We start from the raw sequence: 23,862 nt of genomic DNA on the forward strand, positions 1-23,862 counted from the left end.
GCGCGCCCGTCCCAGATCAGGGACTTGCCGCGACTTCCGATGGGTTCGGGGAACTGGCCCGCCCGACGGTAACGCCAGATCGAGATGCGGCTTCGTCCGGTAATTTCGGTGATTTCACGGAGCGTCACGGGCGCGACGGGGCGCAGGCGGCGGGCCGGGGGCATCAGCCCGCGTCCCCGCAGCTGTCCCGTCGTTCGCTCAGCGCGGGCAGGTCCTCCATGATGAGGCGGCAGGCCACATCGTGGCGGCGAAACAGTTCCGCGATCCGTTCCACGTCCGCGCGCTGCAGCCAGATGCGACCGCCGCGCACGGATTCCAGCGTCACCTCGTTGCCGCACTGGATCACGGTCACAAGTTCATCATTCTCGTCGCGGTACTGGGTGGTGAGTTCAAGCATGATGGGTTCCATGGCCTGTCCGTTCCTGTTGCATCCGGTATCATGATCGGCCCGCAGCCCCGGCTGCGTGACCCTGATGTGCTTCAGTCCCTTCAGACCTGACGTCGGCGCAGGGCGGCGAGGTCGCTGGAGACGGCGCGGATGGACGCCCGTCGCTGCAGATCATCCAGATCGGTTTCGATGGGCGTCAGCAGGTTGTGGAACGCGTCATCCAGGGCCTCTGAGAACTGCAGCTGCAGTTCGGTGCGGCAGGCGTCATCCAGGTCGGATTCCTGCACCGGTTTCAGTGCGGCCTGCAGGATGTCCATGCGTTGCTTCAGCAGCCGCTCCCGCTCCTCGATCAGGTCATTCAGGGTCATCGCGTGTCCTCCTGATGTTTCATGCAACCAGTATATCGGTAAAAAGACCGAATGCAATGTCTAAGAGGAAAAATACCGAATTCGGTTTCCGGAGCCCACCCGATGCTTGATCCCCCGCATCCGCTCGCGCATTGTCGCGCAATGGATGGGGAGGGCCGAGAATGCTGAAGAAGATTGGTGTCGTGGGTGCCGGGCTGATGGGCGCGGAGATCGCGTTCGAGTTTGCCCGTGCGGGCTATGACGTGCTGCTGAACGACCGCAGCGACGAACTGCTGGAGGCGGCGCGGACGCGGCTGAACGGCATATGGAACAAGGGTCTGGCGCGCGGGTTCTATTCGGAGGACGCGGGCTCGCCGCTGGATCGGATGAGTTTCAGTGCCGATCTGAAGAGCTTCGCGGACCGTCAGATCGTGTTCGAAGCGGTCTTCGAGGATGAGCAGGTGAAAGGCGACGCCTGGGCGCTGCTGGACGGGATCTGCGACGCTGACACGATCTTCTGCACCAATACCTCGACCATCGCCATCTCGACGCTGGCGGCGCATGTCTCGGTGGCGCGGCGCCCGCGGTTCGTCGGCACGCACTTCTTCTCGCCCGTCAGCCGGATGAAACTGGTGGAGGTGATGCCGGGCTTCGAGACGGATGAAGCCGTGGTGGAGGAGATGTTCGGCCACCTGAAGGCCGCCGAGAAGCATCCGATCCGCATCAAGGATGTGACCGGCTTCGCCGTGAATCGCCTGCTGCATGTCTTCATGATCGAGGCGGTGCGGCTGGTGGAGGAAGGTGTTGCCACGCCGGAGGACATCGACACTGCCTGCAAGCTGGGCCTGGGCCACCCCATCGGGCCGTTCGAGCTGATGGACGCGGTGACGCTGAGCCTTTGCGAACAGGCGCAGGAGATCATGCACGGGTCCTACGGAGAACGGTTCCGCCCGCGCCCGCTGCTGAAGCAGAAGGTCCGCGCTGGCCACAATGGCCGCAAGACCGGGCAGGGCTGGAAGAGTTACGACTGATTTTCTGCCTGTTCCATCCCTCTCCCCCTCCCGGCCACCCATTTCAGGATACTTGCGTGGGTGGCCGGGAGGGGGAGAGGAATGGAACAGGCCACGAAGAACGCACAAGGGGAGACGACGATGGACATCAAGGGCAAGGTCTGTGTGATCACCGGCGGCGCGGGCGGTATCGGTGCCGCCATGGCGCGGAAGTTCCACGCGGAGGGGGCAAAGGCCGTCGTGGTGGCGGACCTGGACATGGGGCCGTTGCAGAAGGTGGCGGATTCAGTTGGCGGTCATGCCGTACAGACCGATGTGACCAGCGAGGATGCAATCCGTCATCTGGTGGCGGAGGCGGAGCGGCTGGCCGGTCCCATCGACATCTTCTGCTCCAACGCCGGTATCGCGCGGCTGGGGGACGAGACCGTGCCCACCGCCGAATGGCAGCTCAACTGGGACATCCACGTCATGTCCCACGTCTTCGCGGCCCGCGCCGTGATCCCGGGCATGATCGAGCGGGGCGGAGGCTATCTGGTCAATACCGCCTCCGCCGCCGGGCTGCTCTCCCAGGTGGATTCTGCGACCTATGCCGTCACCAAGCATGGTGCCGTGGCCTTCGCCGAGTGGCTGTCGATCAACTATGGCAACAAGGGCATCCGGGTCTCCTGCCTCTGCCCGCAGGCCGTGCGCACGCCGATGATCGGCGACGGGGAAGGGGTGGCCAGCGTCGACGGCATCGTCGAGCCCGATGACCTGGCCGCCGACGTCGTGGCGACCATGGCGCGGGAGGAATTCCTGATCCTGCCGCATCCGCAGGTGCGCGACTACATCCAGCGCAAGACCGGCAACTACGACCGCTGGATCGGTGGCATGCGCAAGCTGCTGTCCAGGTTCGACCAGCGCTGAGAGGGCCGGAAATGAGCAGTGCCCTGTTTTCGCCGATCAGGCTTGGTGATGTGGAATTCGCCAACCGGATCGTCATCTCCCCCATGTGCCAGTACATGGCCGTGGATGGTGCCGCCACCGACTGGCACCTGATGCACTATGGCAATCTGGCGATGAGTGGCGCGGCGCTGCTGTTCACGGAGGCGACGGCGGTCAGTGCCGAAGGGCGCATCAGTGCCCAGTGCCTCGGGCTCTGGACCGACGCGCACGAGGCGGCGATCGATCGTTTCATGCGGTTCAGCCGGGACAATGGCGGGCCGGACCTGAAGATCGGGATCCAGCTGGCCCATGCCGGTCGCAAGGCCTCGGTGCATCGCCCCGCCGATGGCGCACAGCCGCTGACGGCGGCGGAGGGGGCCTGGCAGACGGTTGGTCCCAGCGCCTTGCCCTACGACACCGGCTGGCACACGCCGCAGGCCATGGACCGTGCGGCGCTGGACCGGGTGAAGGCCGACTTCGTGCAGGCCGCGGAACGCTCCGCCCGGCTGGGCTTCGACGTCTGTGAATTCCATGTCGGTCACGGCTATCTGCTGCACCAGTTCCTCAGCCCGTTGAGCAACCAGCGCAATGATGAATATGGCGGCGATCTGGCAGGACGGATGCGCTACCCGCTGGAGGTGTTTCAGGCGGTGAAGGCCGTATGGCCCGCCGGCCGCCCGCTGGGTGTGCGGGTCTCGGCCACCGACTGGGTCGAGGGCGGCTGGACGGTGGAGGAAACGGTGGCCTTCGTGCAGGCCCTGAAACAGATCGGCTGCGACTTCGCCGACATCACCACCTCCGGCGTCGATCCGCGCCAGAAGATCCCGGTCGGGCCGGGCTATCAGGTTGAGTTCGCCGAGACGGTGAAACGTGAGACCGGCATGACCACCATGGCCGTCGGCATGATCAATGATCCGGACCAGGCGGAGGCCATCATCCGTGACGGCCAGGCCGACTTCGTCATGCTGGCGCGCGGCATGATGTACGATCCGCGCTGGGCCTGGCACGCGGCGGAGGCGCTGGGTGCCACGGTCGCCTATCCCGCGCAGTACGCCCGCGCCGAACCCTCCCGCTGGCCCCAGGCCTTCGCCCACCGCCGCGAGACCGCGCCGGACACGATCGGTGACATGCGGCAGTTGAAGTAGAGGGGGTGGGGAAGAGCGCGTGTCCGATTGCTCAGGTCAGAGGTGTCGATCCACGTCCATGCGCTGATGCAGGATGCGCATGATCTCCAGAGTGGTGTCGGCCTTTCGGTAGAACAGGACATGGGAACCGGCTCTTAGCTTGAAATAGCCCTCACGGACGTCGGCGCGGCTACCCGATACTGAGCCATCAGCCAACGCCAGGATCGCGGTCATGATCGTGCCATGGTAGCGATCCGCCTGTTCAAGCGACCAGTTCTCGAAGGTGTAGCGCCAGATGTCTTCCAGATCGGTTCTCGCGAGCGGAGAAAGCCGGTAGCCCGGATCGCTATCCGGCATGCTTCTTCCGCATTTCCTCCAGGAAGGCATCGCTGTCGAAAGCTTCTGGGGGACCGGATTCCTCTGCGGCGATCAGGGCGTTCTGCAAGGCTCGGACCCTGGTTTCATGTTCCTCCAGCAGCCGCAGACCAGCCCTGACCACATCGCTGGCGGAGCCGTAGCGACCGTCCCGAACCTGACTGTCAATGAAGCCGGTGAAATGATCACCAAGCGAGACCGAGGTATTGCGTGCCATCGTGTGCTGCTCCTGAAGCTTTCCCGATAGTACCAATAATTGGTAAAGCACCATAGCTTCCGCTATGGCGGCATGGCTACCGCGCGCCAGTGGACAGTCGCATCCGGGCGTGCGGCGCGTTAGGATCGCCTGGCAATTCCTGGGGAGGACGTCATGGACGAATCGCGCATTCCGGTACTGGTGGGCAGTGGCCAGTTCACGCAGCGGGAGCCGGATCCGGCGCAGGCGCTGTCGCCGATGGATCTGACCGCGAAGGCGGTGCAGGTGGCGGCGGAGGACAGTGGCGCGGGGGCCGCGCTGATGGCGGCGCTGGATACGGTGATCGTCATCCGCGCCTTCTCCGACACAAGCTGGCGCTTTGCCAGCCCCTTCGGCAAGGTCACCAACCCGCCGAAATCGCTGGCCGCCCGGGTCGGCGCGGAACAGGCGAAGCGGCTGGTCTATACCTGGGCCGGGGGCAACATGCCCCAGTACTGCCTCAACCGGCTGTCGGAGATGGTTGTGCGCGGCGAGGTGGAGGCCGCGCTGGTCGCCGGGGGCGAGTCGCTGGCGACGCAGAAGGCCGCCCAGCGCGCCAAGCTGGACCTCGACTGGAGCGAGGACGCGGGTGGCGAGTACGAGGCCTGGGGCGTCGAGAAGATCGGCTGGTCGGACGTGGAGGACATCCACGGTGCGCGCGGCGCGATCTTCGCCTATCCGATGATCGAGAATGCCATTCGCGGCAATCTGGGCCGCACGATCCCCGAACACCAGAAGGCGATGGGGCAGATGCTGGCCCACTTCGCCGATGTGGCCGCGCAGAACCCGCTGGCCGACCGGCGCGACGGCTTCACGGCGGAGCAGATCTCGGAGGTCCGGCCCGACAATCCCTATATCGGCTTTCCCTACACGCGGCTGATGAACGCCAATGCCTTCATCGACCAGGGCGCGGCGGTGGTGCTGACCAGCGTCGCCAAGGCGAAGGAGCTGGGCATACCGCGGGAGAAATGGGTATTCCTGCATGGCTGCGCCGATGCGCATGACCACTGGTATCTGAGCGACCGGCGCGACTTCCATTCCTCCCCCGCGATCTCCCGCGTCTATCAGGAAACCTTCCGCATGGCGGACACGACGCTGGACCAGATCGGCGCCATCGACCTCTACAGCTGTTTCACCTCCGCCGTGCAGATCGCCTGTCAGGAAATCGGCCTCAGCCCCGACGACCCGCGCGGGCTGACGGTCACCGGCGGCCTGCCCTACTTCGGTGGACCGGGGAACAATTACGTCACCCACTCCATCGCGGAGATGATGCAGCGGGTGCGGCAGCAGCCGGGCATGAAGGGGCTGGTCACCGCCAACGGCAACTATGTCACCAAGCATTCCGCCGGGATCTATTCGACCGACATGCCGGAAAAGGTCTTTGCACCCGTTGACCCCGCGACCTATCAGGCCGAACTGGACCAGGTGCCGCATCCGCCCTTCACCGACCTGGCCGAGGGCGCGGCGGAGGTCGAGACCTATACCGTCATGCATGACCGCAAGGGGCCGACCTGGGGTCTGCTGTTCGGGCGGATGGATGACGGGACACGGTTCGTCGCCAATACCACCGATGACCCGGACCTGCTGGCCGACATGATCGACACCGACTGGCTGGGCCGGAAGGGCCGGGTCGGCAATGACGGTCGCCAGAACATCTTCCACCCCGCGTGAGCCAGACGGTCGCGCCCGATGCCCTGCCGGAAACGGTCACCCGGGGTGCGCTGACCGCGCTCGCGGGCACGTTCCTGACCCAGGGGGCGGCGGCCTTCGGCTTCATCGCCTTCAGCCTGCTGGCCCCCGGACTGGCGCTGGAGACCGGGCAGGACGAGCGGGACTTCGGCCTCGCCTTCTCCTTCATCTTCCTCGGCTCCGCCCTGGCCAGCCCGCTCTGCGGGCGGATGATGCGCCGCTTCGGCAGCGTCGGGACCATGGTCATCACCCTGTCGGGCATGGCCGCTGTCGCCCTGATCGCCCTGTTCGGCACCTGGGCGACGGTGATGCTGGCGGCCTTTCTCTACGGGCTGTTCTATGGCCCCTACGGCCCTGCCAACATCACGGTGGTGACGCGCAAGACGCCGAAGCGCCGGGTCGGCCTGTTCCTCGCCATCCGCCAGAGCGGGGTCTCGCTGGCGGGCGCGGGCGGCGGCTTCATCCTGCCGCCGATCATGGTCGCGGTGGGCTGGCAGCTTGGCGTCTGGGCGATGATCGGGGTGCTGGTCGCGGCCATCGTCATGACCCTGCTGTTCGCGCCGGTGTTCCGTGTCACCGCGGAACAGCCGACGATGCAGACCGAACTGCACCGCACCTTCCCGCGCCGTCTTGCCGCCAGTTTCGTACTGCCGCCGAACCTGCGCCTGCTGGGTTTCATCGCGGTGCTGCTGGCCGTGATCCACACGACGCTGTTCACCTTCGTCTATATCTACCTGCTGGAGGATATCGGCCTCTCACCGGTGCTGGCCGGACAGTTCTTCGCCATCATCCAGCTGGTGGCCATCGTCGGCCGACCCGTCATGGGCTGGCTGTCGGATCGCTGGGGGCGGCCGGAACTGGTGCTGCTGGGCATTGCCATGGCCGCCAGCACGTCGGTCGTGCTCGCCATGATGATCTCCCCCGATACACCGATCTGGATGCTCTATCCGGTGGCCCTGCTGGCGGGCCTTTCGGGCAATACCTGGTCACCGATCTTTGCCATGATCGTCGGGCGTCGCGCGCCGGAGGGGCAGTTGGCGGAGGTCACGGGACGGGCCTATTCGCTGGCCGCCCTGGGCTGGACCGCATCGCCGCTGATCATGTGGAGCTTGATCGAGCTTTCCGGGGGATACATGGTGCCGTTCGGCACAGTTGTCGGGCTGGGCATCATCGCGACCATCGCCATTCTGCGCGACATCCGCAGAAGCGCGGCCTGAGCACCGGAAAAGAAGAAACCAACAGGGGGAACGAGAAATGGACGTAGCAGGCAAGAAGGCCATCGTGTTCGGCGGCACCTCGGGCATAGGTCTGGCCGCCGCGAAGCAGCTTGCGGCGCTGGGCGCCGAGGTCATCGCCGTCAGCCGCAACCCGGATCGTGCAGGTGACCTGCCCGCCGGAATCACCACGAAAAAGTGCGATACGCTGGACCGCGACGCGCTGCAGGCGCTGTTTGCCGAGTGCGCGCCCTTCGACATCCTGATCAGCGCCGCGACCGGCGGCACCCGCGCCGTCGGGCCGTTCATGGAAATGGACATGGACGGCTATCAGGCATCCTTCGCCAAGCTCTGGGGCTATACGAACGTGGTGCGCTATGGCGCCGGTCACATGACCGACCATGGCTCCATCGTGCTGGTCAGCGGCACCCCGGCGCGCAAGACCAAGCCGGGCCAGGTCGCCATCGGCTCCGTCGGCGGTGCCGTCGAGGCCATGGTCCGCGCCGTGGCCCCGGAAATCGCGCCGAAGCGCCTCAACGTCGTCTCCCCCGGTGCCATCGATACTCCGATGGTCGCCCTGGAAGGCCAGGCCCGCGAAGACCTCTACAAGCAGATGACGGCAAGCCACGTCATCCCGCGCGCGGGAACGGCAGACGAGGTCGCCCAGGCCATCACCTTCATGGTCCAGAACGACTTCGTCACCGGCACCACCATCGACGTGGACGGCGGCTGGCTGCTGTCGTGACGATCTAAGGTTGCGGGGCGGTGGATGGTGCCCGCCCCGCTACTTTGCCGCCAGCCACCCCGCAAGTATCGCGCGGATGGTGGTGACGAAGGCGAGGGGCTGGTCGAGCAAAAGGTGGTGCTGGGCCTTCGGCACGCCGACGATGGGGGCGGAGGGGCCGAGGGTGCGGCGGATCCAGTCGATGGTCTCGGGCTGGATCAGGGCGCTGTCCTCACCATAGACGAAGGCGCGGCGGCCCTTCATGCCGGCCAGATACTCGTGAAACGGCTCTCCGAAACGACGGTTCTCCATGGCGTCGCCATCGAACTTCCAGCACCAGCCCTCCGCGTCCTGTTTCAGGGAGCGGCGGGCAATGTGCTCCACCAGAAAGCCATTGTCGCAGGTCTGTTCCGGCATCAGGCGGAAGCGGGCGAGGGCGGTCTCGAAGTCCGCGTAGTGGCGCTTGTTGCCCATCCTGGGGCGTCGGTGCTCGTCCTGGTCCTGCAGTTCCGGCGGGCGCACGGGCGAGTCGGCGATGATGATACCGCCCAGCCGCTCACCATGCTGCTGGCCCAGCCGCATGGCCATCAGGCCGCCGAAGGAATGGCCGACGACAAAGGCGTCCGGTCCCAGCCCGGCATCGTCGATGACCGCCAGCATGTCCTCGGCCCGGCTGTCGGAATCGTAGGACTCCCGCCTGCCGCTGTCGCCCATCCCGGCCTGATCCATGGCCAGGACGTGATAGTCCTGCGCCAGCATCGGTGCGATATGGCTCCACCAGTGGCCGTGCCCGCCGCCGCCATGCACCAGCAGCATGCCGCCGAGCGGGGTCCGTCCCTCCGGCGGTGACCACCTGAGATACTGGATGTCACAGCCGTCACTGTTCACGCGATGCACGGTGCCGGGTCGGGCCATTGCCTCCCGGTACCAGTCCGGGGCGGGAGCCTGGACTGTCAGGTAATCAATCTCTGTCATGCCTCATGATTAGGCTGGATTCCGGCGTTTGGGAACGTGCGGTGCCGGTACCACGCAATGCTGTGGGCGCATGGCCGGTAGTGCCAACAGGTGACGGAGCAGGCTAGAATGCCGGTCGGGCGAGGGAGGCTGCGTCCGTTTGCATGATCTGCCAGGGGAGAGAATTGATGGCGAAGATCGAGTTCTATTTCGACTGTTCCAGTCCGTGGACCTATCTGGGGATCAGCCGCATCGGCGATCTGGCCCGGCGCAACAATGCCGAACTGCACTGGCGGCCGGTGCTGGTCGGCGGCATCTTCAATCAGGTGAACGAGCAGGTGTACCAGAACCGCGCCAACCCCGATCACCCGAAGTACCAGTACATGCGCAAGGACCTAATGGACTGGGCCGCGATGCAGGGGGTGCAGATCGGCTGGCCGAGCATCTTCCCCGTCAATGCAGTGAAGGGGATGCGTGCGGCGATCCATGCGCTGGATGAAGGCAAGGCGGAGGCCTTCGCGATGCGGCTCTGCCATGCCTACTGGGGCGAGGATCGCGACATCTCGCAGGATGCGGAAGTGGCGCGTGTCGCCGCCGACGTGGGGCTCGACGGCGATGCCACCGTGGCCGCGACCGCGGACTCGGCGATCAAGCAGCGGCTGAAGGACTATACCCAGCAGGTGGTGGATCGCGGCGGCTTCGGCTCCCCCACCATCTTCATCAACGACAGCGACATGTTCTTCGGCAATGACCGCATGGACCTGATCGAGTGGGCCGTGCAGGGCCGCCCCGCCGGCGGACCCCGCCGATGAGCGGGCCGCTGCTGATCGAGCGGAAGGGGGATGCCGAATGGGTCACCCTGAACCGCCCCGACGCCTACAACAGCCTCAGCCCCGACATGATCGACGCACTGCTGGACTATTTCCAGGGGCTCTATTTCCGCCACGAGGTGCGGGTCGTGGTGCTGCGCGGTGCCGGTCGCGGCTTCTGCGCCGGTCTGGACCTGAAGCAGCGGATGGCGAGCAACAGTCCCGCCGATGACCAGCGCTCCAGCGCCGATGGCCTGCGGTCGCAGCGCCGGATCTCGGAGATCGTCATGCGGATGCGCCGGGCGCCGCAGCCCATCGTTTCGCTGATCCATGGCGGCTGTTCCGGTGGCGGGTTCGCCATCGCGCTGGCCAGTGACATCCGCATTGCCGGACGCAGCGCCAAGATGAACGCGGCCTTCATCCGCCTCGGCATCTCCGGCTGTGACATCGGGGTCTCCTATTTCCTGCCGCGACTGGTGGGGGTGACGGTGGCGTCCGAACTGCTGATGACGGGCCGCTACATCTATGCCGACCGGGCACTGGCGACCGGGCTGGTGTCGGAGGTGGTCGAGGATGACGAACTGGAGGCGACCGGAGAGACCATGGTCGCCGATCTGCTCAATGCCTCGCCGCTCGGTCTGCGCCTGACCAAGGAATGCATGAATTTCTCGACCGATGCGCCGAGCCTGGAAGCGGCCGTTGCCATGGAGGACCGCAACCAGATCCTCTGCGCCCAGGGCCCCGACTTCCAGGAAGGCGTGCGCGCCTTCATCGAGAAGCGGCCGCCGGTCTATACGGGGACATGAGCATGACAGAGCGACAGGATGTGACGATCCCGGCGAACGGCGTCGAGCTGGCCGGATGGTTCTACCCGGCAGGGCAGGACGGGGCAGCGGCGCCGACCGTGGTCATGAGCCATGGTCTTTCCGCGATCCGGCGCATGAACCTGGATGCGGTTGCGCGCGACCTGAATGCAGCCGGTCTCGCGGTGCTGCTCTACGACCACCGCAGTTTCGGCGACAGCGGCGGCAACCCGCGACAGGAAGCCGATCCCTGGGCGCAGGTCCGTGACATGCGCGACGCCATCAGCTTCGCCCAGACCCTGCCCGGCGTCGATCCGGCGCGGCTGGGCATCTGGGGCACCAGCTATTCCGGTGGCCATGTCCTGACCGTGGCGGCACTGGACCGGCGGGTGAAGGCCGTGGTTTCACAGGTCCCCTTCACCCACGGGGAGCGGACGTTCGGAAGCTGGGTGCCGGAGAAGGCGCGTGCCCGGCTGATGCAACGTTTCATGGATGATCGCGCGGCCCGTTACGCGGGCGCGGAACCGGAAACCGTGCCTGCCGCGATCGAGGGTACGGAGACGGCGGAATGGGTGGCTGAAACGGATGTCGAGGGCAAGTACGTCAACGCCCTGACCCTGCGCAGTCTGGAGATGCTGCGGGAGTACGAGCCCCACAGTTTCGTTTCACGCATCGCGCCGACGCCCTTGCTGATGGTGATTGCGGAGAACGATACCCAGACGCCGACTGCCTGGCAGAAGGAAGCGTTCGAACTGGCGGGAGAGCCGAAACAGATGCTGGGTCTGCCCTGCCGCCACTATGATCCCTACAGCAGCCATCGCGAGGCTGCGGCGGGCGCGGCGCGGGACTGGTTCATGGAGCATCTCTGAGAGGCGGGCGCGCTAGGCTACCAGGAGCATCCGGTCTCCAGCATCGCCTCGATATCGAAGCGCGGCCAGGGGCGGGCCATCAGGAATCCCTGGCCCAGGGTGCAGCCGGAATCGCGCAACTGGTCGAAATGTTCCTGCGTCTCGATCCCTTCCGCCACCGTTGTCAGGCCGAGGTCGTCCGCCATGTGGATGATCGACCGGACGAGACGCCCGCTGGTGGTGTCGTTCAGCATGTTGAAGACGAAAGACTGGTCGACCTTCAGGGTGTCGATGGGGAAGCGGTGCAGGTAGCTCAGGCTTGAATAGCCGGTGCCGAAATCGTCGATGGCAATGGAGACGCCCAGTCCCTTCAGTTCCGTCAGGGCAGCGACGGCCGCCTCCGGATCGTGGATCATCAGGCTTTCGGTGACCTCCAGCTTGATCTGCCCGGGCGACACGCCGGACTTCTGGATGATCGCGGAAAGGCGCGAGATCTCGCCCGGTTCGATCAACTGGCCACTGGAGACATTGACGCTGACGAAGGGGATCGGCTTGTCCGGCCAGCATCTCTGCCAGACCGGCACCATTGCCGCGTGATCGGCCAGCGCCTTCTGCAGCGCCCAGCGCCCCATCTCGACGATCATGCCGGTCTCCTCGGCCAGACCGATGAAGTTGCCGGGGGAAACCTGCCCCCGCTTGGGGTCGTTCCAGCGCATCAATGCCTCATATCCGGCAATGGTGCTGTCGGCCATGGAGATGATGGGCTGGTAGTGAAGCTCGAACTGCGGGGTCTCGACGGCGCGGCGCAGTTCCCGTTCGATCTGGACCCGGCGCAGAGCAATGTCGCGGACTTCCTCGAACGCCCGGCGCCGTGCCTCCTGCATGGCCTGGGGCACCATCTCGTTGGTGCCGGTCATGGAACGGGACGCGTCCGTCAGGCGCTCCACGATCATCTGGATCATCAGACGCATCACCGGGTCGGCGTTCTCGATGGGTTTGGTCAGGCGACCGCGGCGTACCACCAGCAGGCGTGTGCGCTCCCGCGCCAGGGCGCTGGCGGATCGCGGTGTGTTCGCGATCAGGGCCATTTCGCCGAAGATCTCGCCCGGACCCAGCGCGGCGATCAGCTTCCGGTCGCCTTCGGACTGAATCGATATCTCGATCAGGCCTTCCTCGATGATGAACGCATCATCGCCCCGGTCACCCTCCTGAAACAGAAGGGTTCCCGCATCGACGTCTCTGGCGTGAATGAACTCCGGCATTCATACAACATGGGTTGGAATGGTTGCCAAACCGTGAGTCTACACGCCTGTTGTGATAGCGGCCACCTAATTGCGCGGTATTATGTGACCACCGGCACGCGGCATCTCCGTCAGAACCTGAAGACGCCATAGCCGGGTTCCTCCAGCGGCGCGTTCAGCGACGCGGTGATGGCCATCCCTAACGCATTGCGTGTGTCCACCGGATCCAGGATCCCGTCATCCCACAGTTCCGAGGTGGCGTAGTAGGCGGAGAGCTGGTCCAGATAGGCGGAGCCGGTTTCCTCTCTCAGCGCCGCGATCACCTCGGCATCGACTTCCTGGCCACCACGGCGCATCTGTGCCGCCTTCACATCCGCAAGCGTGTTCACCGCCTGCTCTCCGCCCATCACGCCGATCTGGTGATTGGGCCAGCTGAACAGCAGGCGTGAATCGAAGGCACGGCCGCACATCCCGTAATTGCCCGCACCGAAGGAGCCGTGGCACATGACGGTGAACTTCGGCACCCGGGAACAGGCCTGGGCCATGATCATCTTGGCACCGTCCTTTGTGATGCCCTTCTGCTCGTACTCCTTGCCGATCATGTAGCCGGTGATGTTCTGCAGGAAGACGATCGGGGTGTTGTTTTGGTTGCAGAGTTCGATGAAATGGGCGCCCTTCAGGGAGCTGTCGTTGAACAGCACACCATTGTTGGCAAGGATGCCGACCTTCCAGCCCCAGATGTTGGCATAGCCGCAGATCAGGGTCTGGCCATAGTTCGGCTGATATTCATGGAAGCGGCTGCCATCGACGATGCGGGCAATGACCTCCCGCATGTCGAAGCCCTTCTTGATGTCGTCAGGCAGGATGCCATACAGCTCGGCAGGGTCGTAGTAGGGGGCCTCCACCGCATCCCGCTGGCAGTCCCACTTCTTCGGCCGGTCCCACTGGTCGACGATCTCCCGCCCGATGGCGATGGCCTCGTCCTCGGACGACGCCGCGTAGTCGCAGACACCGCTCATCGACGTGTGCATGTCCGCGCCGCCCAGTTCCTCGACGCCCACTTCCTCCCCCGTGGCGGCGCGCACCAGCGGCGGGCCGCCCAGAAACACCGCGCCCGTTCCGCGCACGATGACATTGTAGTCCGACAGCGCCGGGATATAGGCACCACCCGCCGTACACTGCCCGAAGACGAGGGAGAGCTGTTTCACGCCCATCTTCGACAGCTTGCACTGGTTGCGGAAGATGCGTCCCGCCATGTGCTTGTCGGGAAAGACCTCCGACTGCAACGGCAGGAAGCCGCCGGCTGAGTCACACAGGTGCACCACCGGCAGACGGTTCTCGATGGCGATCTCCAGGCAGCGGACGATCTTCTTCACCGAATGGGGATACCAGGCTCCGCCCTTGATGGAGGAATCATCGGCATGGATGATGACTTCCCGCCCCGAGACCATGCCGATCCCGGTGATGATGCTGGCCCCCGGCGATTCCCCGTCATAGGCGCGGTTCGCGGCGAGCGTGGACAGCTCCAGGAAGGGGGTGCCGGGGTCGAGCAGCTTCTCCACCCGTTCCCGTGGCATCATCTTGCCCTGCTTCGTCAGGCGCTGGACATCGCGTTCCGGGCGGACATGCCGTGCCTTTTCCTGCATGGCATGCAGCTCGTCGGCGAGGCGGCGGTTGTGCACCGTGTTGCTGCGGAATGTGGCGTCACTGGTGGAGAGTGCGGATGATATGCGGCGCATGGTTCAGCCCTCCTCCGCCAGCGGTTCCAGACGGGCGACGGCGGCATCCTTGTTGAATGTCTCACCCACGGCGAAGAGCACTTCCGCCAGCACGCCATCGCGCGGTGCGGCGAGGGTGGTCTGAAGTTTCATGCTCTCGATCACCATGATCTTGTCGCCGCGCGAGACAGAGTCCCCGGCAGCCTTCAGCACCTCGATCACCGATCCCGGCATAGGCGCACGCAACTCGTCCGAGCCACCTGCACTTTCCTGTGCGGCGGCAACCGGGTCTTCCACCCGGACCCGAAACGTGCGGCCATTGAGCCGTACCCAGGCCAGGTCGCCGTCGCGCGCGACCTGCGCGTTTCCGGAAACCGTACCGGTGACCGTGCGGGTGTCATCCACCCGAAGTACGGCCTCCGGCTTGCGCGCAACGATATCAATGGTGTGCGTCGTGCCGTCCAGATCCAGACGAAACGTCATCCGTGCCTCCCTCTCCTGCCCCGAAAGAGGGTAGCGCGAGCGGTCCGTCCGCAACAACCGTCAGATTTGTCTGGCGGCCATCGTGGAATCTCGTGCCTGACGGGTGTCAGTCGGCGGCATCCAGCTGCACGGGTGGCTGGTTCTCGCTGTTGGCCAGCATCTTCTCGTCCGAGGTGCGCAGGATCGCCTCGTAGACCTTCGGCGGATAGTTCGTCATGTGCGGCCCCGGTGCGTCGATGCCGGGCTGCGGTACCGGCGGACCATCGTTGCGATAGTCGGAGGACTGCTTGTAGCGGGCCAGTTCAGCGTCACTGATGCCGCACAGGCCCACGACCTCAGGGTCGATCCAGGCTTCCGCGTTGATCGGTTCGGCAGAGCATGAAAGCTCCAGCGACAGGTTCTCCGGTCCGGCAAAATAGATCGACATGCAGAACCCGTGATCCTTCGGCCCGATGACCGGCACACCCTTCGACCGCAGCCGGTCGCGCATGGCGAGCAGTTCCTCCACATCCGCGACCCTGAACGCCAGGTGCTGCATCGTGCCCCTGGCGCAGTTCGCGCCGGGATTGCCTGCGTGGGTCTGGCCCAGTTCCACGGGGATCTCACCGATCTGTGGATTGTGGACGAAGGCGACCGAGCTCTCGTCGTTGAGGCGCAGGAAGCCATGGAAGGTGTTCTCGACCCCATGCATCCAGTAGAGCGCGACCAGTTCCATGCCCAGCTTGTCGGTGAAGAACTCGATCTGTCCCTTCATGTCCGCGGTGGTGATCGCGATGTGGTGCAGTCCGCCAACCTTGTTCATCATGCCTCTCCTCTATCACCCGCGACAGCGTAGCATCACCGGGTAGTGGTGTCAGATGCGGCCCGAACCCGCCGAGCGGGATTTGATTCACATCAAGCATTGTTGCCGACTGCTGGGCCATGGTTCACCAGCAGGAACAGGTGAAGGGGGCGGTCATGCAGGATGACGAGGATACTGTTGCGGAGGATGCGTCCGGCACCGGCGCAGAAAGTGGCGTTGCTCCGGCGAAAGGTTCAGGTGCGCTTGTCCGTTCGAACACCGGGTCGCACCGGGTGGCCGAGATGCGGCACGATCCGGCCACGGTCCGGCGGTTGTTCGAGACCGGTGAATATCCCTATCGCGGCAAGGTCAAGCGACCCGACTACGAACGCCACAAGGCCGAGCTGCAGGTCGAGCTGCTGAAACTGCAGGAGTGGGTGAAGAACACCGGCGAACGTGTCCTGGTCCTGTTCGAGGGGCGGGACGCGGCCGGCAAGGGCGGCACCATCAAGCGGTTCACCGAGCATCTGAACCCCCGCGGCGCACGGGTCGTTGCCCTCGACAAGCCCACGGAGCGGGAACAGGGGCAATGGTACTTCCAGCGCTATGTGCAGCATCTGCCCTCTGCGGGGGAGATCGTGATGTTCGACCGGTCCTGGTACAACCGGGCGGGGGTGGAGCGGGTAATGGGGTTCTGCGAACCGCGCGACTATCTGGAGTTCATGCGCCAGGCTCCCGAGTTCGAGCGGATGCTGGTCCGTTCCGGCATCAGACTGTTCAAGTACTGGTTCTCGGTGACGCGGGAGGAGCAGCTTCGCCGCTTCAAGGCGCGGGAGCGGGAGCCGCTGAAACGCTGGAAGCTGTCGCCCATCGACCGGCTGTCGATCGACAAGTGGGATGAATACACGGAAGCCAAGGAAGCCATGTTCTTCCACACCGACACGGCGGACGCGCCCTGGAACATCATCAAGTCCGACGACAAGAAGCGCGCACGGCTGAACTGCATGCGCCACTTTCTCAATGCCGTCCCCTACGACACCAAGGACCGCCACGTGGTCGGGCATCCCGACCCGCTGATCGTCGGATCGGGCGAATATGTCATCAAGGGCGGGGCCATGCCGGGTGGCCCGCGCAACTGACCCTGATCAGTAGGCCGGCGGCACCGGGAACAGCTTGAACCCGAGCAGGGAGACGATTCCGTCCTGGATGGTCAGGGGAAGGGTGACGGTGCGGTTGCCTTCCTTGTCTGTCTTCTCCAGCGCCGACACGGCCATGCGCAGGCCGACACGTGCGATCTCCGACATGCGTCCCTGCGCGGTCAGGGCATCGATGAACTGGTCCGCGCCATGCACGACAAAGGTCATGGCCCCTTCGGGACGGCGGTTCAGGTCCAGGGCGACCGTACCGTCGCCACTGACCCGCAGGCGGTCCGTCAGGAAGGCAATGCGTGAGACGTCGATGACGCCGGACGCGTCGCGCCAGGCATCCAGGGCCGCAGGCGTCGTCCCGGCGGGCAGCGGGCGCAGCAGGACGGAAAGCGCGGCCTGCTGATAGGTGTCGCCGATGGGAACCAGGCCAGCGGTCAGCACGATGTCGTCGCCGGTCAGCGCCAGGTTGGTGCTGTCCTTCGGCCGCTCAGGGGCCTGTCCGTCATTGTCGCGGTAATGGAACTGCAATCGCCCGGCCTGGCGGACAGGGCTGTCGCCATCCGCCACCATCTCGTGGACGTCGGTCGCGATGGTCTCCAGGTGGCCGGCATCGCTGAACCGCACGGAGATGCGGGTGTCGGCGCTGCGGATCACCGCGGCCTTCCGACCGTCATGGGCGTTCCAGCCCAGTTGCTGCGCGCCCTGAGGCTGCAGGATCACGTGCCGCAGGTTCCAGGGCTGGAAGTAGACATCCAGAGCGCCCGCCGACCAGGAGGGGGCCGCGGGCTGCCGGGGGAGGGATATTGCCGGCGTGTCGACGGTCAGCAGCAGGCGATAGGGAAAGCCCGAAACCTCCACCGGGCCGTGGCGCACATCGACGCCCTCCGCCCGGCGGTCGGCAACCCAGCGGTCAAGACCTGCCCGCAGCCCTTCCGCCAGATGGTTCCAGTAGAACCAGTAGCCAACACCCCCGCCGAGCACGAGCAGCAGGACGAGCGGCCCGATCCAGCGGCGGAGGAAGGCGCCCATTCAGGTCCTCAGCAGTTCGTTGATGGAGGTCTTGGCGCGGGTTCCCGCATCGACCTTCTTCACGATCACGGCGCAATAGAGGCTGGGTGTCGGCTTGCCGTCGATCACTGGCCCGGGCAAGGCGCCCGGCACGACAACGGAATAGGCTGGCACGCGACCGCGATGCACCTCGCCGGTCTCCCGGTCGACGATCTTGGTGGAGGCACCGATGTAGACGCCCATGGACAGCACCGCGCCTTCTTCGACCAGCACGCCCTCGGCCACTTCGGAGCGGGCACCGATGAAGACATTGTCCTCAATGATCACCGGCTCCGCCTGCAGCGGCTCCAGCACGCCACCGATACCGGCACCGCCGGAGATGTGGCAGTTCTTCCCGATCTGGGCACAGGACCCGACCGTGGCCCAGGTATCGACCATGGTGCCACTGTCCACATAGGCACCCAGATTGACGAAGCTGGGCATCAGCACGACACCGGGTGCGATGTGCGCGCTGCGCCGCACGATGCAGTTCGGCACGGCGCGGAAGGCGGCCTTGCGGAATTCCGCATCGCCCCAGCCGGCGAACTTGCTCGGCACCTTGTCGAACCAGTTCGTCATGTCACCGGGACCGCCACTGATCGGGGTCATGTCGTTCAGGCGGAAGCTCAGCAGCACCGCCTTCTTCAGCCACTGGTTCACCACCCAGGTGCCCTTCACCTTCTCCGCCACACGCGCCTCGCCGGAGTCCAGCGCGTCCAGGGCCTGGTTGACCGCTTCGGGAACCTCCCCCGTGGTCGTGGTGTCAATGCTGTCCCGGTTTTCCCAGGCGGCTTCGATGGTCTTTTCCAGTGCGTCCAGGCTCACGTCTGCCCCTCCGGTGTGAAAATGTTCAGGGTGCGACCGCCAAGCGGTTGCAGTTGGCGCGGAACCTAGCCGGTTCTGCCGGGAAGGAAAAGACGGCCCGGAAGGGATTTCGGCCGTTTCATGCAAACCGCCATGAAACGGAACGGGGCCGGTCGGGTTTCCCCGACCGGCCCCGGTCGCATGATCTGTCGCGGCAGGATCAGACGAGACCGATGAAGTCGTCCTCATCCAGGCAATCCGCCCGGAAATCCTTCAGCGTGATGGATCCGCCACCCTCGACCTCGATCACCGTGTCCCGGCCCCACCAGCCGGAGCGGGAGATGTTGAGGTCTTCGAACGACAGGTTCAGGTTCGACATGTCGATGCGGTCACCCTGATAGCTGGAGAAGTCGGTGATCGTGTCGTTGCCGAAGGCGGTGTCGTCATAGACGAACACGTCGGCACCGGAACCGCCGGTCAGCCAGTCATTGTGCGCGCCGCCGTTCAGGGTGTCGTTGCCCCAGCCGCCGGAAAGCACGTCACAGCCTGCGCCACCATCGATCACGTCGTTGCCGCTGCCGCCATAGAGGCGGTCGTTGCCGCCTTCGCCCGCGATGGTGTCATCACCATAGTTGCCGCGCACGAAGTCGTTGCCGCCGCCGGCCAGGATCCGGTCGTCATCGTTGCTGCCGTTCAGGTAGTCGCGACCGCCTGTTCCGGTGATCAGGTTGGCGTCCAGCCCGTCGATCTTCAGGATGTCGTCCGTCAGGCGCAGGCCCGCGGCACCCTTCAGCCGGACCGAGTTGTCGGCATCGAGCGTGATCAGCAGGTCGCGTCCGTCATTGCAGATCGTCAGGTCGGAGAAGGTCAGACCGGAGTTGCTGAAGTCCAGCACGTCGCGGCATTCGTCGAAGTCCTTGATGACATCGTTGCCGAAGTTGCCGTCCTCGTAGACGAAGGTGTCGCTGCCGTCACCGCCATACATGACGTCGTCACCGGCACCGCCCGTGATCAGGTCATCGCCCTTCTCGCCGAACAGGTAGTCGTCGCCCTCGCCACCGCTGATGACGTCATCGCCACGGCCCGACCAGATCGTGTCGTTGCCCTGTCCGCCGTCAACCGTGTCTTCTGCGTAGCTCGTGTTGTTGGTGTCGAAGATGTCGTCGCCTTCGTTCAGCGTGAAGGTCATGGCGACGTCGGCGCCCTGGATGGTGTCGTCGAAGCAGGAGCCGTTGATCTCCTCGATCTCGATGAAGGTGTCGCCCTCGGCCTCACCGGCCAGGCCACCTTCCTCGGCACCCTTGAAGTGGCCGCCGATGCCGTAGTGATCGACGTCCGAAAGGGCCAGGGCAACGGCTTCCGACGCGCCGTGATAGTCGGCAATGTCGTAACCCTCGCCGCCGTGCAGCGTGTCCTGACCGGTACCGCCGACAATGGTGTCATCACCGTCGCCGCCACAGACCAGGTCGTCTCCCTCGCCACCGTCCACGTGGTCGTTCTGGTCGCCGCCGTCAACGAAGTCGTCGCCAGCGTCACCATAGATCGTGTCATCACCCTCGTTGCCGAACAGCTCTTCCTTGTGGACCTTCTTGAGCGAGGCATCCTGAAGCACTTCACTGATGTTCTGGCCCACGATCTCGATCTCGGTCGTGCCGAGCGGAATGAGAACATCGAAGCTCAGATGCTGTGTGCCCGCACTGGCGGCACTGACAACCGCGACGACTTCACCACCGACACGAATCTCGATGTTTCCGTTGTCGCCGCGCCGACCCCAGCAGTTCGAGGACTCGCTGGTCAGATCAAGCTCGAGCCGGAAAATGCCGGTGCAATCGACCTCGACCGTCTGGGACAGCGTCTCTTCGCTGTCGTTGTCGTCGTGGCGATCATGCTTGTGATGCTTGTCATGCTTGTCATGCTTGTCATGCTTGTCATGCTTGTCATGCTTGTCGTGCTTGTCGTGCTTGTCGTGCCTGTCGTGCCTGTCGTGCCTGTCGTGCCTGTCGTGCCTGTCGTGCCTGTCGTGCCTGTCGTGCTTGTTGCTCTTGCCGTACTTGCTGCCCTTCCAGCTGTTCCAGCCGCCGCCCCAGCCATGGTGGCCACCGCCCCAGCCCCAGCCGCCGTGCGAACCACCGCCATGGCCGCCGTACGATCCGCCGCCCGAGCTGCTGTCGTCTGCGTCACTGGTGAATTCGCCGAGCAGGTCGTCACCCAGGAACGTGCGGTTGTCGCCGCCGCTGATCAGGTCGTCGCCCTCACCGCCGGAGATGGCATCCAGACCGTCACCACCGTAGGCAGTGTCGTCACCCTTGTTGGCGAAGATCGTGTCATCGCCGGCATCGCCAACGGCCACGTCATTGCCTTCGCCGCCGATCATCTCGTCGGCACCATCGCCACCGATCATGGTGTCGTCGCCGTCACCGCCGTCGATCAGGTCATCGCCCTCGCCGCCGTCGAGCGCGTCATCGCCGACGCCGCCGTCCAGTTCGTCGGCACCTTCATCACCGAACAGGGAGTCGTTGCCGTCGGCACCAGCCAGGATGTCGTTGCCATAGCCGCCGTGGGCAACGTCATCACCTGCCTCGCCGCGCAGCACGTCGTCGCCGCCGTCACCGAAGAGTGTGTCATTGTCATCACCGCCGAGAACGGTGTCGTTGTTCTCGCCACCCGACAGCAGGTCGTTGCCCGCGCCGCCGTCGATGGTGTCCTCACCGCAGTCACCGGTCGCCACGTCGTCGCCGTCGTTGCCGCGCACATCGTCGTCACCCAGACCACCGTCCAGGGTGTCGCTGCCTTCGTCACCGAACAGGGTGTCGTTGCCCGCGTTACCCGTCAGAACGTCCTGGCCCTGACCACCGGTAACAGAGTCGTTGCCGTCGTTACCGGCCACGACATCATCGCCGTTATCGCCGCGAACGGTATCGTCGTCCTGATCACCATTCAGCGTGTCGTCGCCGTCACCACCACGGAGGATGTCCTGACCGGCACCGCCCTCGGCAAAGTCATCGCCGAACAGCAACTGCAGGATATCGTCGCCCAGGCCGCCAAAGGCGATGTCGTTGCCGTTGCCGCCATTGATCGAGTCGTTGCCGTCGCCGCCGTCCAGATCGTCGTCCCCGTCCTCACCGAACAGGGAGTCATCACCGCCGTCGCCGTTCAGGATGTCGCCATCCTCACCGCCGAACAGCAGGTCATTGCCCAGCCCGCCGACCAGGTCGTCCAGGCCGCCATTGCCGCGCAGGGTGTCGTTGCCGTTGCCGCCATTGGCAAAGTCATTGCCGTTCCCGGCGGTCACATTGTCGTCGCCGTTACCGGATTCGATGGTGTCGTCACCGTCATTGCCGCGCAGGTTGTCGTTGCCGTTGCCGCCGTCGATGTCGTCATTGCCGTCGTTGCCGTTGATGGTGTCATCACCGTCGCCACCGACCAGGTAGTCGTCGCCCTCGTCACCCGACAGCGTGTCATTGCCGTCCTGGCCCAGCAGTTCGTCCGCGCCGAGGCCACCGAACAGATCGTCGTCGTCGGTACCGCCCTCGACGTAGTCGTCGCCGTCCTCGCCACGGACCGTGTCCTGGCCATTGCCGCCAAAGGCCTCGTCATTGCCTGCACCGCCATCCAGCAGGTCGTCGCCGTCATTGCCGACCAGGACGTCGTCGCCGTCACCGCCGAACAGTTCCTCGTTGGCATCGTCACCGGCAACCGTGTCGTTGCCGCCGCCGGTCTTCACAATCTCGATGGATTCCAGCGTGTCGTTACCGAAGTCGTCGCTGCTGGCGGTGCCATCGTCGTTGCCGTTGGCGCCCAGATCGACGGTCACATCGCCATCGGTGTCGCGATAGTCGACCTCGTCACGGCCCGCGCCACCGGCGATGTCGTCATCGCCCGCGTCGCCCTTGATCGTGTCGTCGCCATTGTTGCCGCGCAGGTCATCGTCGCCCGCGCCGCCGGACATGGAGTCGTTGCCATCATCACCCTGGATGACGTCATCGCCGCCGCCGCCGAACAGCCGGTCATCATCGTCACCGCCGCGCAGCACATCGTCGCCGCCACCACCGTTGATGTTGTCGTTGCCCTCGTCGCCGCGCAGCGTGTCGTCACCGGCAAGGCCGCCGATGCTGTCGTCGCCGCCGCCGCCAAAGATCCGGTCGTCGTCGTTGGTGCCCTGCAGGCTCTCGTCGGTCCCGTCACCATTAATGGTCGCAAAAGCAATGCGCTGGCTGGCATCAAGGCCAATCATCTGTGCGAGTAGTGACATGCCGAACTCTCCTACGTCTGTCCCGTTTCTGGACAATTTCGCATCTTGCCCCTCCGGAATGTCGCGCTTTCGGACAGCGCAACCCCTTCCAGACCCTGATGACGGGATGGTTGCCAGTTTCGTACCAGCAGCCCGAAGCCATGAGACTCTTGTCCCGGTTCACGATCATTGAAGCGCAAGAATCTGAACAAATCGTATAAGTATTTGATTTAATAGAGAAATATAAAATGATACGGAAATTTGAGACGGATTTTAGGAAATCCTGCCGGGTGTGCGTCGCACGTGCCCAAGGCACGCGAGGCCCCGGGTGTCGGCATGCAGGACACCTGATTCTCGCATTTTGCGGATTGCCGGTCTTCAACTCTGGGTAGCATGGTCGCACACGCAGCCGGACGAAATGCCCTCAGCGATCCAGCGTGATCGCAGGACCGTCCGCAGCCTCCAGATCCACGTCGAAGGTGTTGAGCAGACGGCTGACCATCATGTAGCAGCCGATGCCCATGGTCAGTTCCACCATCTGCTGATGGTCCATCCGCTCCGCCAGCGGCCCGAAGGTCTCGTCGCTGGCGCGCACGTTGGCGACCACATCATCGGTGTAGCGCAGGACCAGGGTCTCGATCTCGTCGAACACGTCGGTTCCGGGCCAGGATGCGATGGCAGCGATCTTTTCCGCCGCGCCGCCAACCGCTGCCGCCATCGGTTCATGCTGCTGGATCTCGTAGGGGGCGCCGGACAGGTGACCGACCCGCAGGATGGCCAGTTCCAGCAACCACTTGTCCACCGCGGACTTGCGCAGCAGGGCATCGGAGAAGGCAATGAAGCGCCTGAACTCGGGTGCGGCATGGGCCAGCATGCGAAAGACATTCATGGCAGGAAGCTGCTGCAGCAGGTCCGCGACCTTCTCCGGCGCGGTGGCCGGATCGACATAGGGTATGCGTGCCATC

Annotated in this window: 23 protein-coding genes; 10 read left to right on the plus strand and 13 right to left on the minus strand. The window is 64.8% G+C overall.

Annotated features, from left to right (window positions below):
* Positions 1 to 163 precede the first annotated feature (163 nt).
* Complete coding sequence (locus QGV54_RS01770) at positions 164 to 397, minus strand: hypothetical protein (protein ID WP_281018591.1); 234 nt, start codon at positions 395 to 397, stop codon at positions 164 to 166.
* A gap of 92 nt (positions 398 to 489) precedes the next feature.
* Positions 490 to 756, minus strand: a complete 267-nt coding sequence (locus QGV54_RS01775; protein WP_281018590.1) for a hypothetical protein — start codon at positions 754 to 756, stop codon at positions 490 to 492.
* Between the two features lie 161 nt (positions 757 to 917).
* On the opposite strand from QGV54_RS01775, the gene QGV54_RS01780 reads away from it, so the two are divergent.
* The 3 genes from QGV54_RS01780 to QGV54_RS01790 all read left to right on the plus strand — a co-directional run bounded on the left by QGV54_RS01780 (position 918) and on the right by QGV54_RS01790 (position 3,814).
* Positions 918 to 1,766 carry a 3-hydroxyacyl-CoA dehydrogenase family protein gene (locus tag QGV54_RS01780; RefSeq protein ID WP_281018589.1) on the plus strand — a complete coding sequence of 283 codons (849 nt, stop codon included), beginning with the start codon at positions 918 to 920 and terminating at the stop codon, positions 1,764 to 1,766.
* An 81-nt stretch (positions 1,767 to 1,847) separates the two neighbouring features.
* The gene (locus QGV54_RS01785; RefSeq protein ID WP_281018588.1) at positions 1,848 to 2,651 is read left to right on the plus strand and encodes an SDR family oxidoreductase; all 804 of its coding nucleotides are present in this window, start codon (positions 1,848 to 1,850) and stop codon (positions 2,649 to 2,651) included.
* Positions 2,652 to 2,662: 11 nt separating this feature from the next.
* Entirely contained in the window at positions 2,663 to 3,814 is a 1,152-nt protein-coding gene (locus QGV54_RS01790) for an NADH:flavin oxidoreductase/NADH oxidase (RefSeq protein WP_281018587.1), read from the plus strand.
* Positions 3,815 to 3,850: 36 nt separating this feature from the next.
* On the opposite strand, the gene QGV54_RS01795 is transcribed toward QGV54_RS01790, so the two are convergent.
* Together QGV54_RS01795 and QGV54_RS01800 are read right to left on the minus strand one after the other, a co-directional pair.
* Positions 3,851 to 4,150, minus strand: coding sequence for a type II toxin-antitoxin system RelE/ParE family toxin (locus QGV54_RS01795; protein ID WP_281018586.1), 300 nt, complete (start codon positions 4,148 to 4,150; stop codon positions 3,851 to 3,853).
* A complete protein-coding gene (locus QGV54_RS01800; protein WP_281018585.1) occupies positions 4,140 to 4,385 on the minus strand; it encodes a type II toxin-antitoxin system ParD family antitoxin in 246 nt (81 codons plus the stop codon). The genes QGV54_RS01795 and QGV54_RS01800 overlap by 11 nt, the downstream gene beginning before the upstream one ends.
* A 153-nt stretch (positions 4,386 to 4,538) precedes the next feature.
* Here QGV54_RS01800 and QGV54_RS01805 point away from each other — a divergent pair, with 153 nt between their 5' ends.
* From QGV54_RS01805 to QGV54_RS01815, 3 genes are read left to right on the plus strand one after another with little or no spacing between them, the layout of a single operon-like run.
* Positions 4,539 to 6,074, plus strand: a complete 1,536-nt coding sequence (locus QGV54_RS01805) for an acetyl-CoA acetyltransferase (RefSeq protein WP_281018584.1) — start codon at positions 4,539 to 4,541, stop codon at positions 6,072 to 6,074.
* Entirely contained in the window at positions 6,071 to 7,309 is a 1,239-nt protein-coding gene (locus QGV54_RS01810; RefSeq protein WP_281018583.1) for an MFS transporter, read from the plus strand. The genes QGV54_RS01805 and QGV54_RS01810 overlap by 4 nt, the downstream gene beginning before the upstream one ends.
* A 37-nt stretch (positions 7,310 to 7,346) precedes the next feature.
* Positions 7,347 to 8,051: an SDR family oxidoreductase gene (locus tag QGV54_RS01815; protein ID WP_281018582.1), complete on the plus strand. Its 705-nt coding sequence runs from the start codon at positions 7,347 to 7,349 to the stop codon at positions 8,049 to 8,051.
* A gap of 39 nt (positions 8,052 to 8,090) precedes the next feature.
* Here QGV54_RS01815 and QGV54_RS01820 read toward each other — a convergent pair whose 3' ends face one another.
* Positions 8,091 to 9,005 carry an alpha/beta hydrolase gene (locus tag QGV54_RS01820; RefSeq protein ID WP_281018581.1) on the minus strand — a complete coding sequence of 305 codons (915 nt, stop codon included), beginning with the start codon at positions 9,003 to 9,005 and terminating at the stop codon, positions 8,091 to 8,093.
* Positions 9,006 to 9,172: 167 nt separating this feature from the next.
* On the opposite strand from QGV54_RS01820, the gene QGV54_RS01825 reads away from it, so the two are divergent.
* Genes QGV54_RS01825 through QGV54_RS01835 form a run of 3 tightly spaced genes read left to right on the plus strand, consistent with a single transcriptional unit; the run spans position 9,173 to position 11,465 of the window.
* Entirely contained in the window at positions 9,173 to 9,796 is a 624-nt protein-coding gene (locus QGV54_RS01825) for a 2-hydroxychromene-2-carboxylate isomerase (RefSeq protein ID WP_281018580.1), read from the plus strand.
* Complete coding sequence (locus tag QGV54_RS01830; RefSeq protein ID WP_281018579.1) at positions 9,793 to 10,599, plus strand: enoyl-CoA hydratase-related protein; 807 nt, start codon at positions 9,793 to 9,795, stop codon at positions 10,597 to 10,599. The genes QGV54_RS01825 and QGV54_RS01830 overlap by 4 nt, the downstream gene beginning before the upstream one ends.
* A gap of 2 nt (positions 10,600 to 10,601) precedes the next feature.
* Positions 10,602 to 11,465: an alpha/beta fold hydrolase gene (locus QGV54_RS01835; protein ID WP_281018578.1), complete on the plus strand. Its 864-nt coding sequence runs from the start codon at positions 10,602 to 10,604 to the stop codon at positions 11,463 to 11,465.
* Between the two features lie 17 nt (positions 11,466 to 11,482).
* On the opposite strand, the gene QGV54_RS01840 is transcribed toward QGV54_RS01835, so the two are convergent.
* The 4 genes from QGV54_RS01840 to QGV54_RS01855 form a co-directional block, all read right to left on the minus strand.
* A complete protein-coding gene (locus QGV54_RS01840) occupies positions 11,483 to 12,706 on the minus strand; it encodes an EAL domain-containing protein (RefSeq protein ID WP_281018577.1) in 1,224 nt (407 codons plus the stop codon).
* A gap of 110 nt (positions 12,707 to 12,816) precedes the next feature.
* Positions 12,817 to 14,424: a carboxyl transferase domain-containing protein gene (locus tag QGV54_RS01845; protein WP_281018576.1), complete on the minus strand. Its 1,608-nt coding sequence runs from the start codon at positions 14,422 to 14,424 to the stop codon at positions 12,817 to 12,819.
* Between the two features lie 3 nt (positions 14,425 to 14,427).
* Positions 14,428 to 14,886, minus strand: coding sequence for a biotin/lipoyl-containing protein (locus QGV54_RS01850; protein ID WP_281018575.1), 459 nt, complete (start codon positions 14,884 to 14,886; stop codon positions 14,428 to 14,430).
* Between the two features lie 106 nt (positions 14,887 to 14,992).
* Positions 14,993 to 15,688 carry a VOC family protein gene (locus QGV54_RS01855; RefSeq protein ID WP_281018574.1) on the minus strand — a complete coding sequence of 232 codons (696 nt, stop codon included), beginning with the start codon at positions 15,686 to 15,688 and terminating at the stop codon, positions 14,993 to 14,995.
* 119 nt (positions 15,689 to 15,807) lie between these two features.
* On the opposite strand from QGV54_RS01855, the gene ppk2 reads away from it, so the two are divergent.
* Entirely contained in the window at positions 15,808 to 16,806 is a 999-nt protein-coding gene (gene ppk2 / locus QGV54_RS01860) for a polyphosphate kinase 2 (protein WP_281018573.1), read from the plus strand.
* A gap of 6 nt (positions 16,807 to 16,812) precedes the next feature.
* On the opposite strand, the gene QGV54_RS01865 is transcribed toward ppk2, so the two are convergent.
* From QGV54_RS01865 to QGV54_RS01880, 4 genes are all read right to left on the minus strand, one after another.
* Positions 16,813 to 17,844: a DUF2125 domain-containing protein gene (locus QGV54_RS01865; RefSeq protein ID WP_281018572.1), complete on the minus strand. Its 1,032-nt coding sequence runs from the start codon at positions 17,842 to 17,844 to the stop codon at positions 16,813 to 16,815.
* Positions 17,845 to 18,687 carry a 2,3,4,5-tetrahydropyridine-2,6-dicarboxylate N-succinyltransferase gene (gene dapD, locus QGV54_RS01870; RefSeq protein ID WP_281018571.1) on the minus strand — a complete coding sequence of 281 codons (843 nt, stop codon included), beginning with the start codon at positions 18,685 to 18,687 and terminating at the stop codon, positions 17,845 to 17,847.
* Between the two features lie 199 nt (positions 18,688 to 18,886).
* Positions 18,887 to 22,918 carry a calcium-binding protein gene (locus QGV54_RS01875; RefSeq protein WP_281020049.1) on the minus strand — a complete coding sequence of 1,344 codons (4,032 nt, stop codon included), beginning with the start codon at positions 22,916 to 22,918 and terminating at the stop codon, positions 18,887 to 18,889.
* Between the two features lie 403 nt (positions 22,919 to 23,321).
* Positions 23,322 to 23,861, minus strand: coding sequence for a carboxymuconolactone decarboxylase family protein (locus QGV54_RS01880; RefSeq protein WP_281018569.1), 540 nt, complete (start codon positions 23,859 to 23,861; stop codon positions 23,322 to 23,324).
* Position 23,862 lies beyond the last annotated feature (1 nt).

Origin of the sequence: Minwuia sp. IMCC3060, assembly GCF_029909435.1 — a bacterium.
Taxonomy (GTDB): Bacteria; Pseudomonadota; Alphaproteobacteria; order Minwuiales; family Minwuiaceae; genus Minwuia.

Excerpts from the sequence above, each read along its gene's own strand:
- QGV54_RS01770 (WP_281018591.1), bottom strand. The coding sequence starts at position 397 with ATGCTTGAACTCACCACCCAGTACCGCGACGAGAATGATGAACTTGTG.
- QGV54_RS01775 (WP_281018590.1), bottom strand. The coding sequence starts at position 756 with ATGACCCTGAATGACCTGATCGAGGAGCGGGAGCGGCTGCTGAAGCAA.
- QGV54_RS01780 (WP_281018589.1), top strand. The coding sequence starts at position 918 with ATGCTGAAGAAGATTGGTGTCGTGGGTGCCGGGCTGATGGGCGCGGAG.
- QGV54_RS01785 (WP_281018588.1), top strand. The coding sequence starts at position 1,848 with ATGGAACAGGCCACGAAGAACGCACAAGGGGAGACGACGATGGACATC.
- QGV54_RS01790 (WP_281018587.1), top strand. The coding sequence starts at position 2,663 with ATGAGCAGTGCCCTGTTTTCGCCGATCAGGCTTGGTGATGTGGAATTC.
- QGV54_RS01795 (WP_281018586.1), bottom strand. The coding sequence starts at position 4,150 with ATGCCGGATAGCGATCCGGGCTACCGGCTTTCTCCGCTCGCGAGAACC.
- QGV54_RS01800 (WP_281018585.1), bottom strand. The coding sequence starts at position 4,385 with ATGGCACGCAATACCTCGGTCTCGCTTGGTGATCATTTCACCGGCTTC.
- QGV54_RS01805 (WP_281018584.1), top strand. The coding sequence starts at position 4,539 with ATGGACGAATCGCGCATTCCGGTACTGGTGGGCAGTGGCCAGTTCACG.
- QGV54_RS01815 (WP_281018582.1), top strand. The coding sequence starts at position 7,347 with ATGGACGTAGCAGGCAAGAAGGCCATCGTGTTCGGCGGCACCTCGGGC.
- QGV54_RS01820 (WP_281018581.1), bottom strand. The coding sequence starts at position 9,005 with ATGACAGAGATTGATTACCTGACAGTCCAGGCTCCCGCCCCGGACTGG.
- QGV54_RS01825 (WP_281018580.1), top strand. The coding sequence starts at position 9,173 with ATGGCGAAGATCGAGTTCTATTTCGACTGTTCCAGTCCGTGGACCTAT.
- QGV54_RS01830 (WP_281018579.1), top strand. The coding sequence starts at position 9,793 with ATGAGCGGGCCGCTGCTGATCGAGCGGAAGGGGGATGCCGAATGGGTC.
- QGV54_RS01835 (WP_281018578.1), top strand. The coding sequence starts at position 10,602 with ATGACAGAGCGACAGGATGTGACGATCCCGGCGAACGGCGTCGAGCTG.
- QGV54_RS01840 (WP_281018577.1), bottom strand. The coding sequence starts at position 12,706 with ATGCCGGAGTTCATTCACGCCAGAGACGTCGATGCGGGAACCCTTCTG.
- QGV54_RS01845 (WP_281018576.1), bottom strand. The coding sequence starts at position 14,424 with ATGCGCCGCATATCATCCGCACTCTCCACCAGTGACGCCACATTCCGC.
- QGV54_RS01850 (WP_281018575.1), bottom strand. The coding sequence starts at position 14,886 with ATGACGTTTCGTCTGGATCTGGACGGCACGACGCACACCATTGATATC.
- QGV54_RS01855 (WP_281018574.1), bottom strand. The coding sequence starts at position 15,688 with ATGAACAAGGTTGGCGGACTGCACCACATCGCGATCACCACCGCGGAC.
- ppk2 (WP_281018573.1), top strand. The coding sequence starts at position 15,808 with ATGGTTCACCAGCAGGAACAGGTGAAGGGGGCGGTCATGCAGGATGAC.
- QGV54_RS01865 (WP_281018572.1), bottom strand. The coding sequence starts at position 17,844 with ATGGGCGCCTTCCTCCGCCGCTGGATCGGGCCGCTCGTCCTGCTGCTC.
- QGV54_RS01875 (WP_281020049.1), bottom strand. The coding sequence starts at position 22,918 with ATGTCACTACTCGCACAGATGATTGGCCTTGATGCCAGCCAGCGCATT.
- QGV54_RS01880 (WP_281018569.1), bottom strand. The coding sequence starts at position 23,861 with ATGGCACGCATACCCTATGTCGATCCGGCCACCGCGCCGGAGAAGGTC.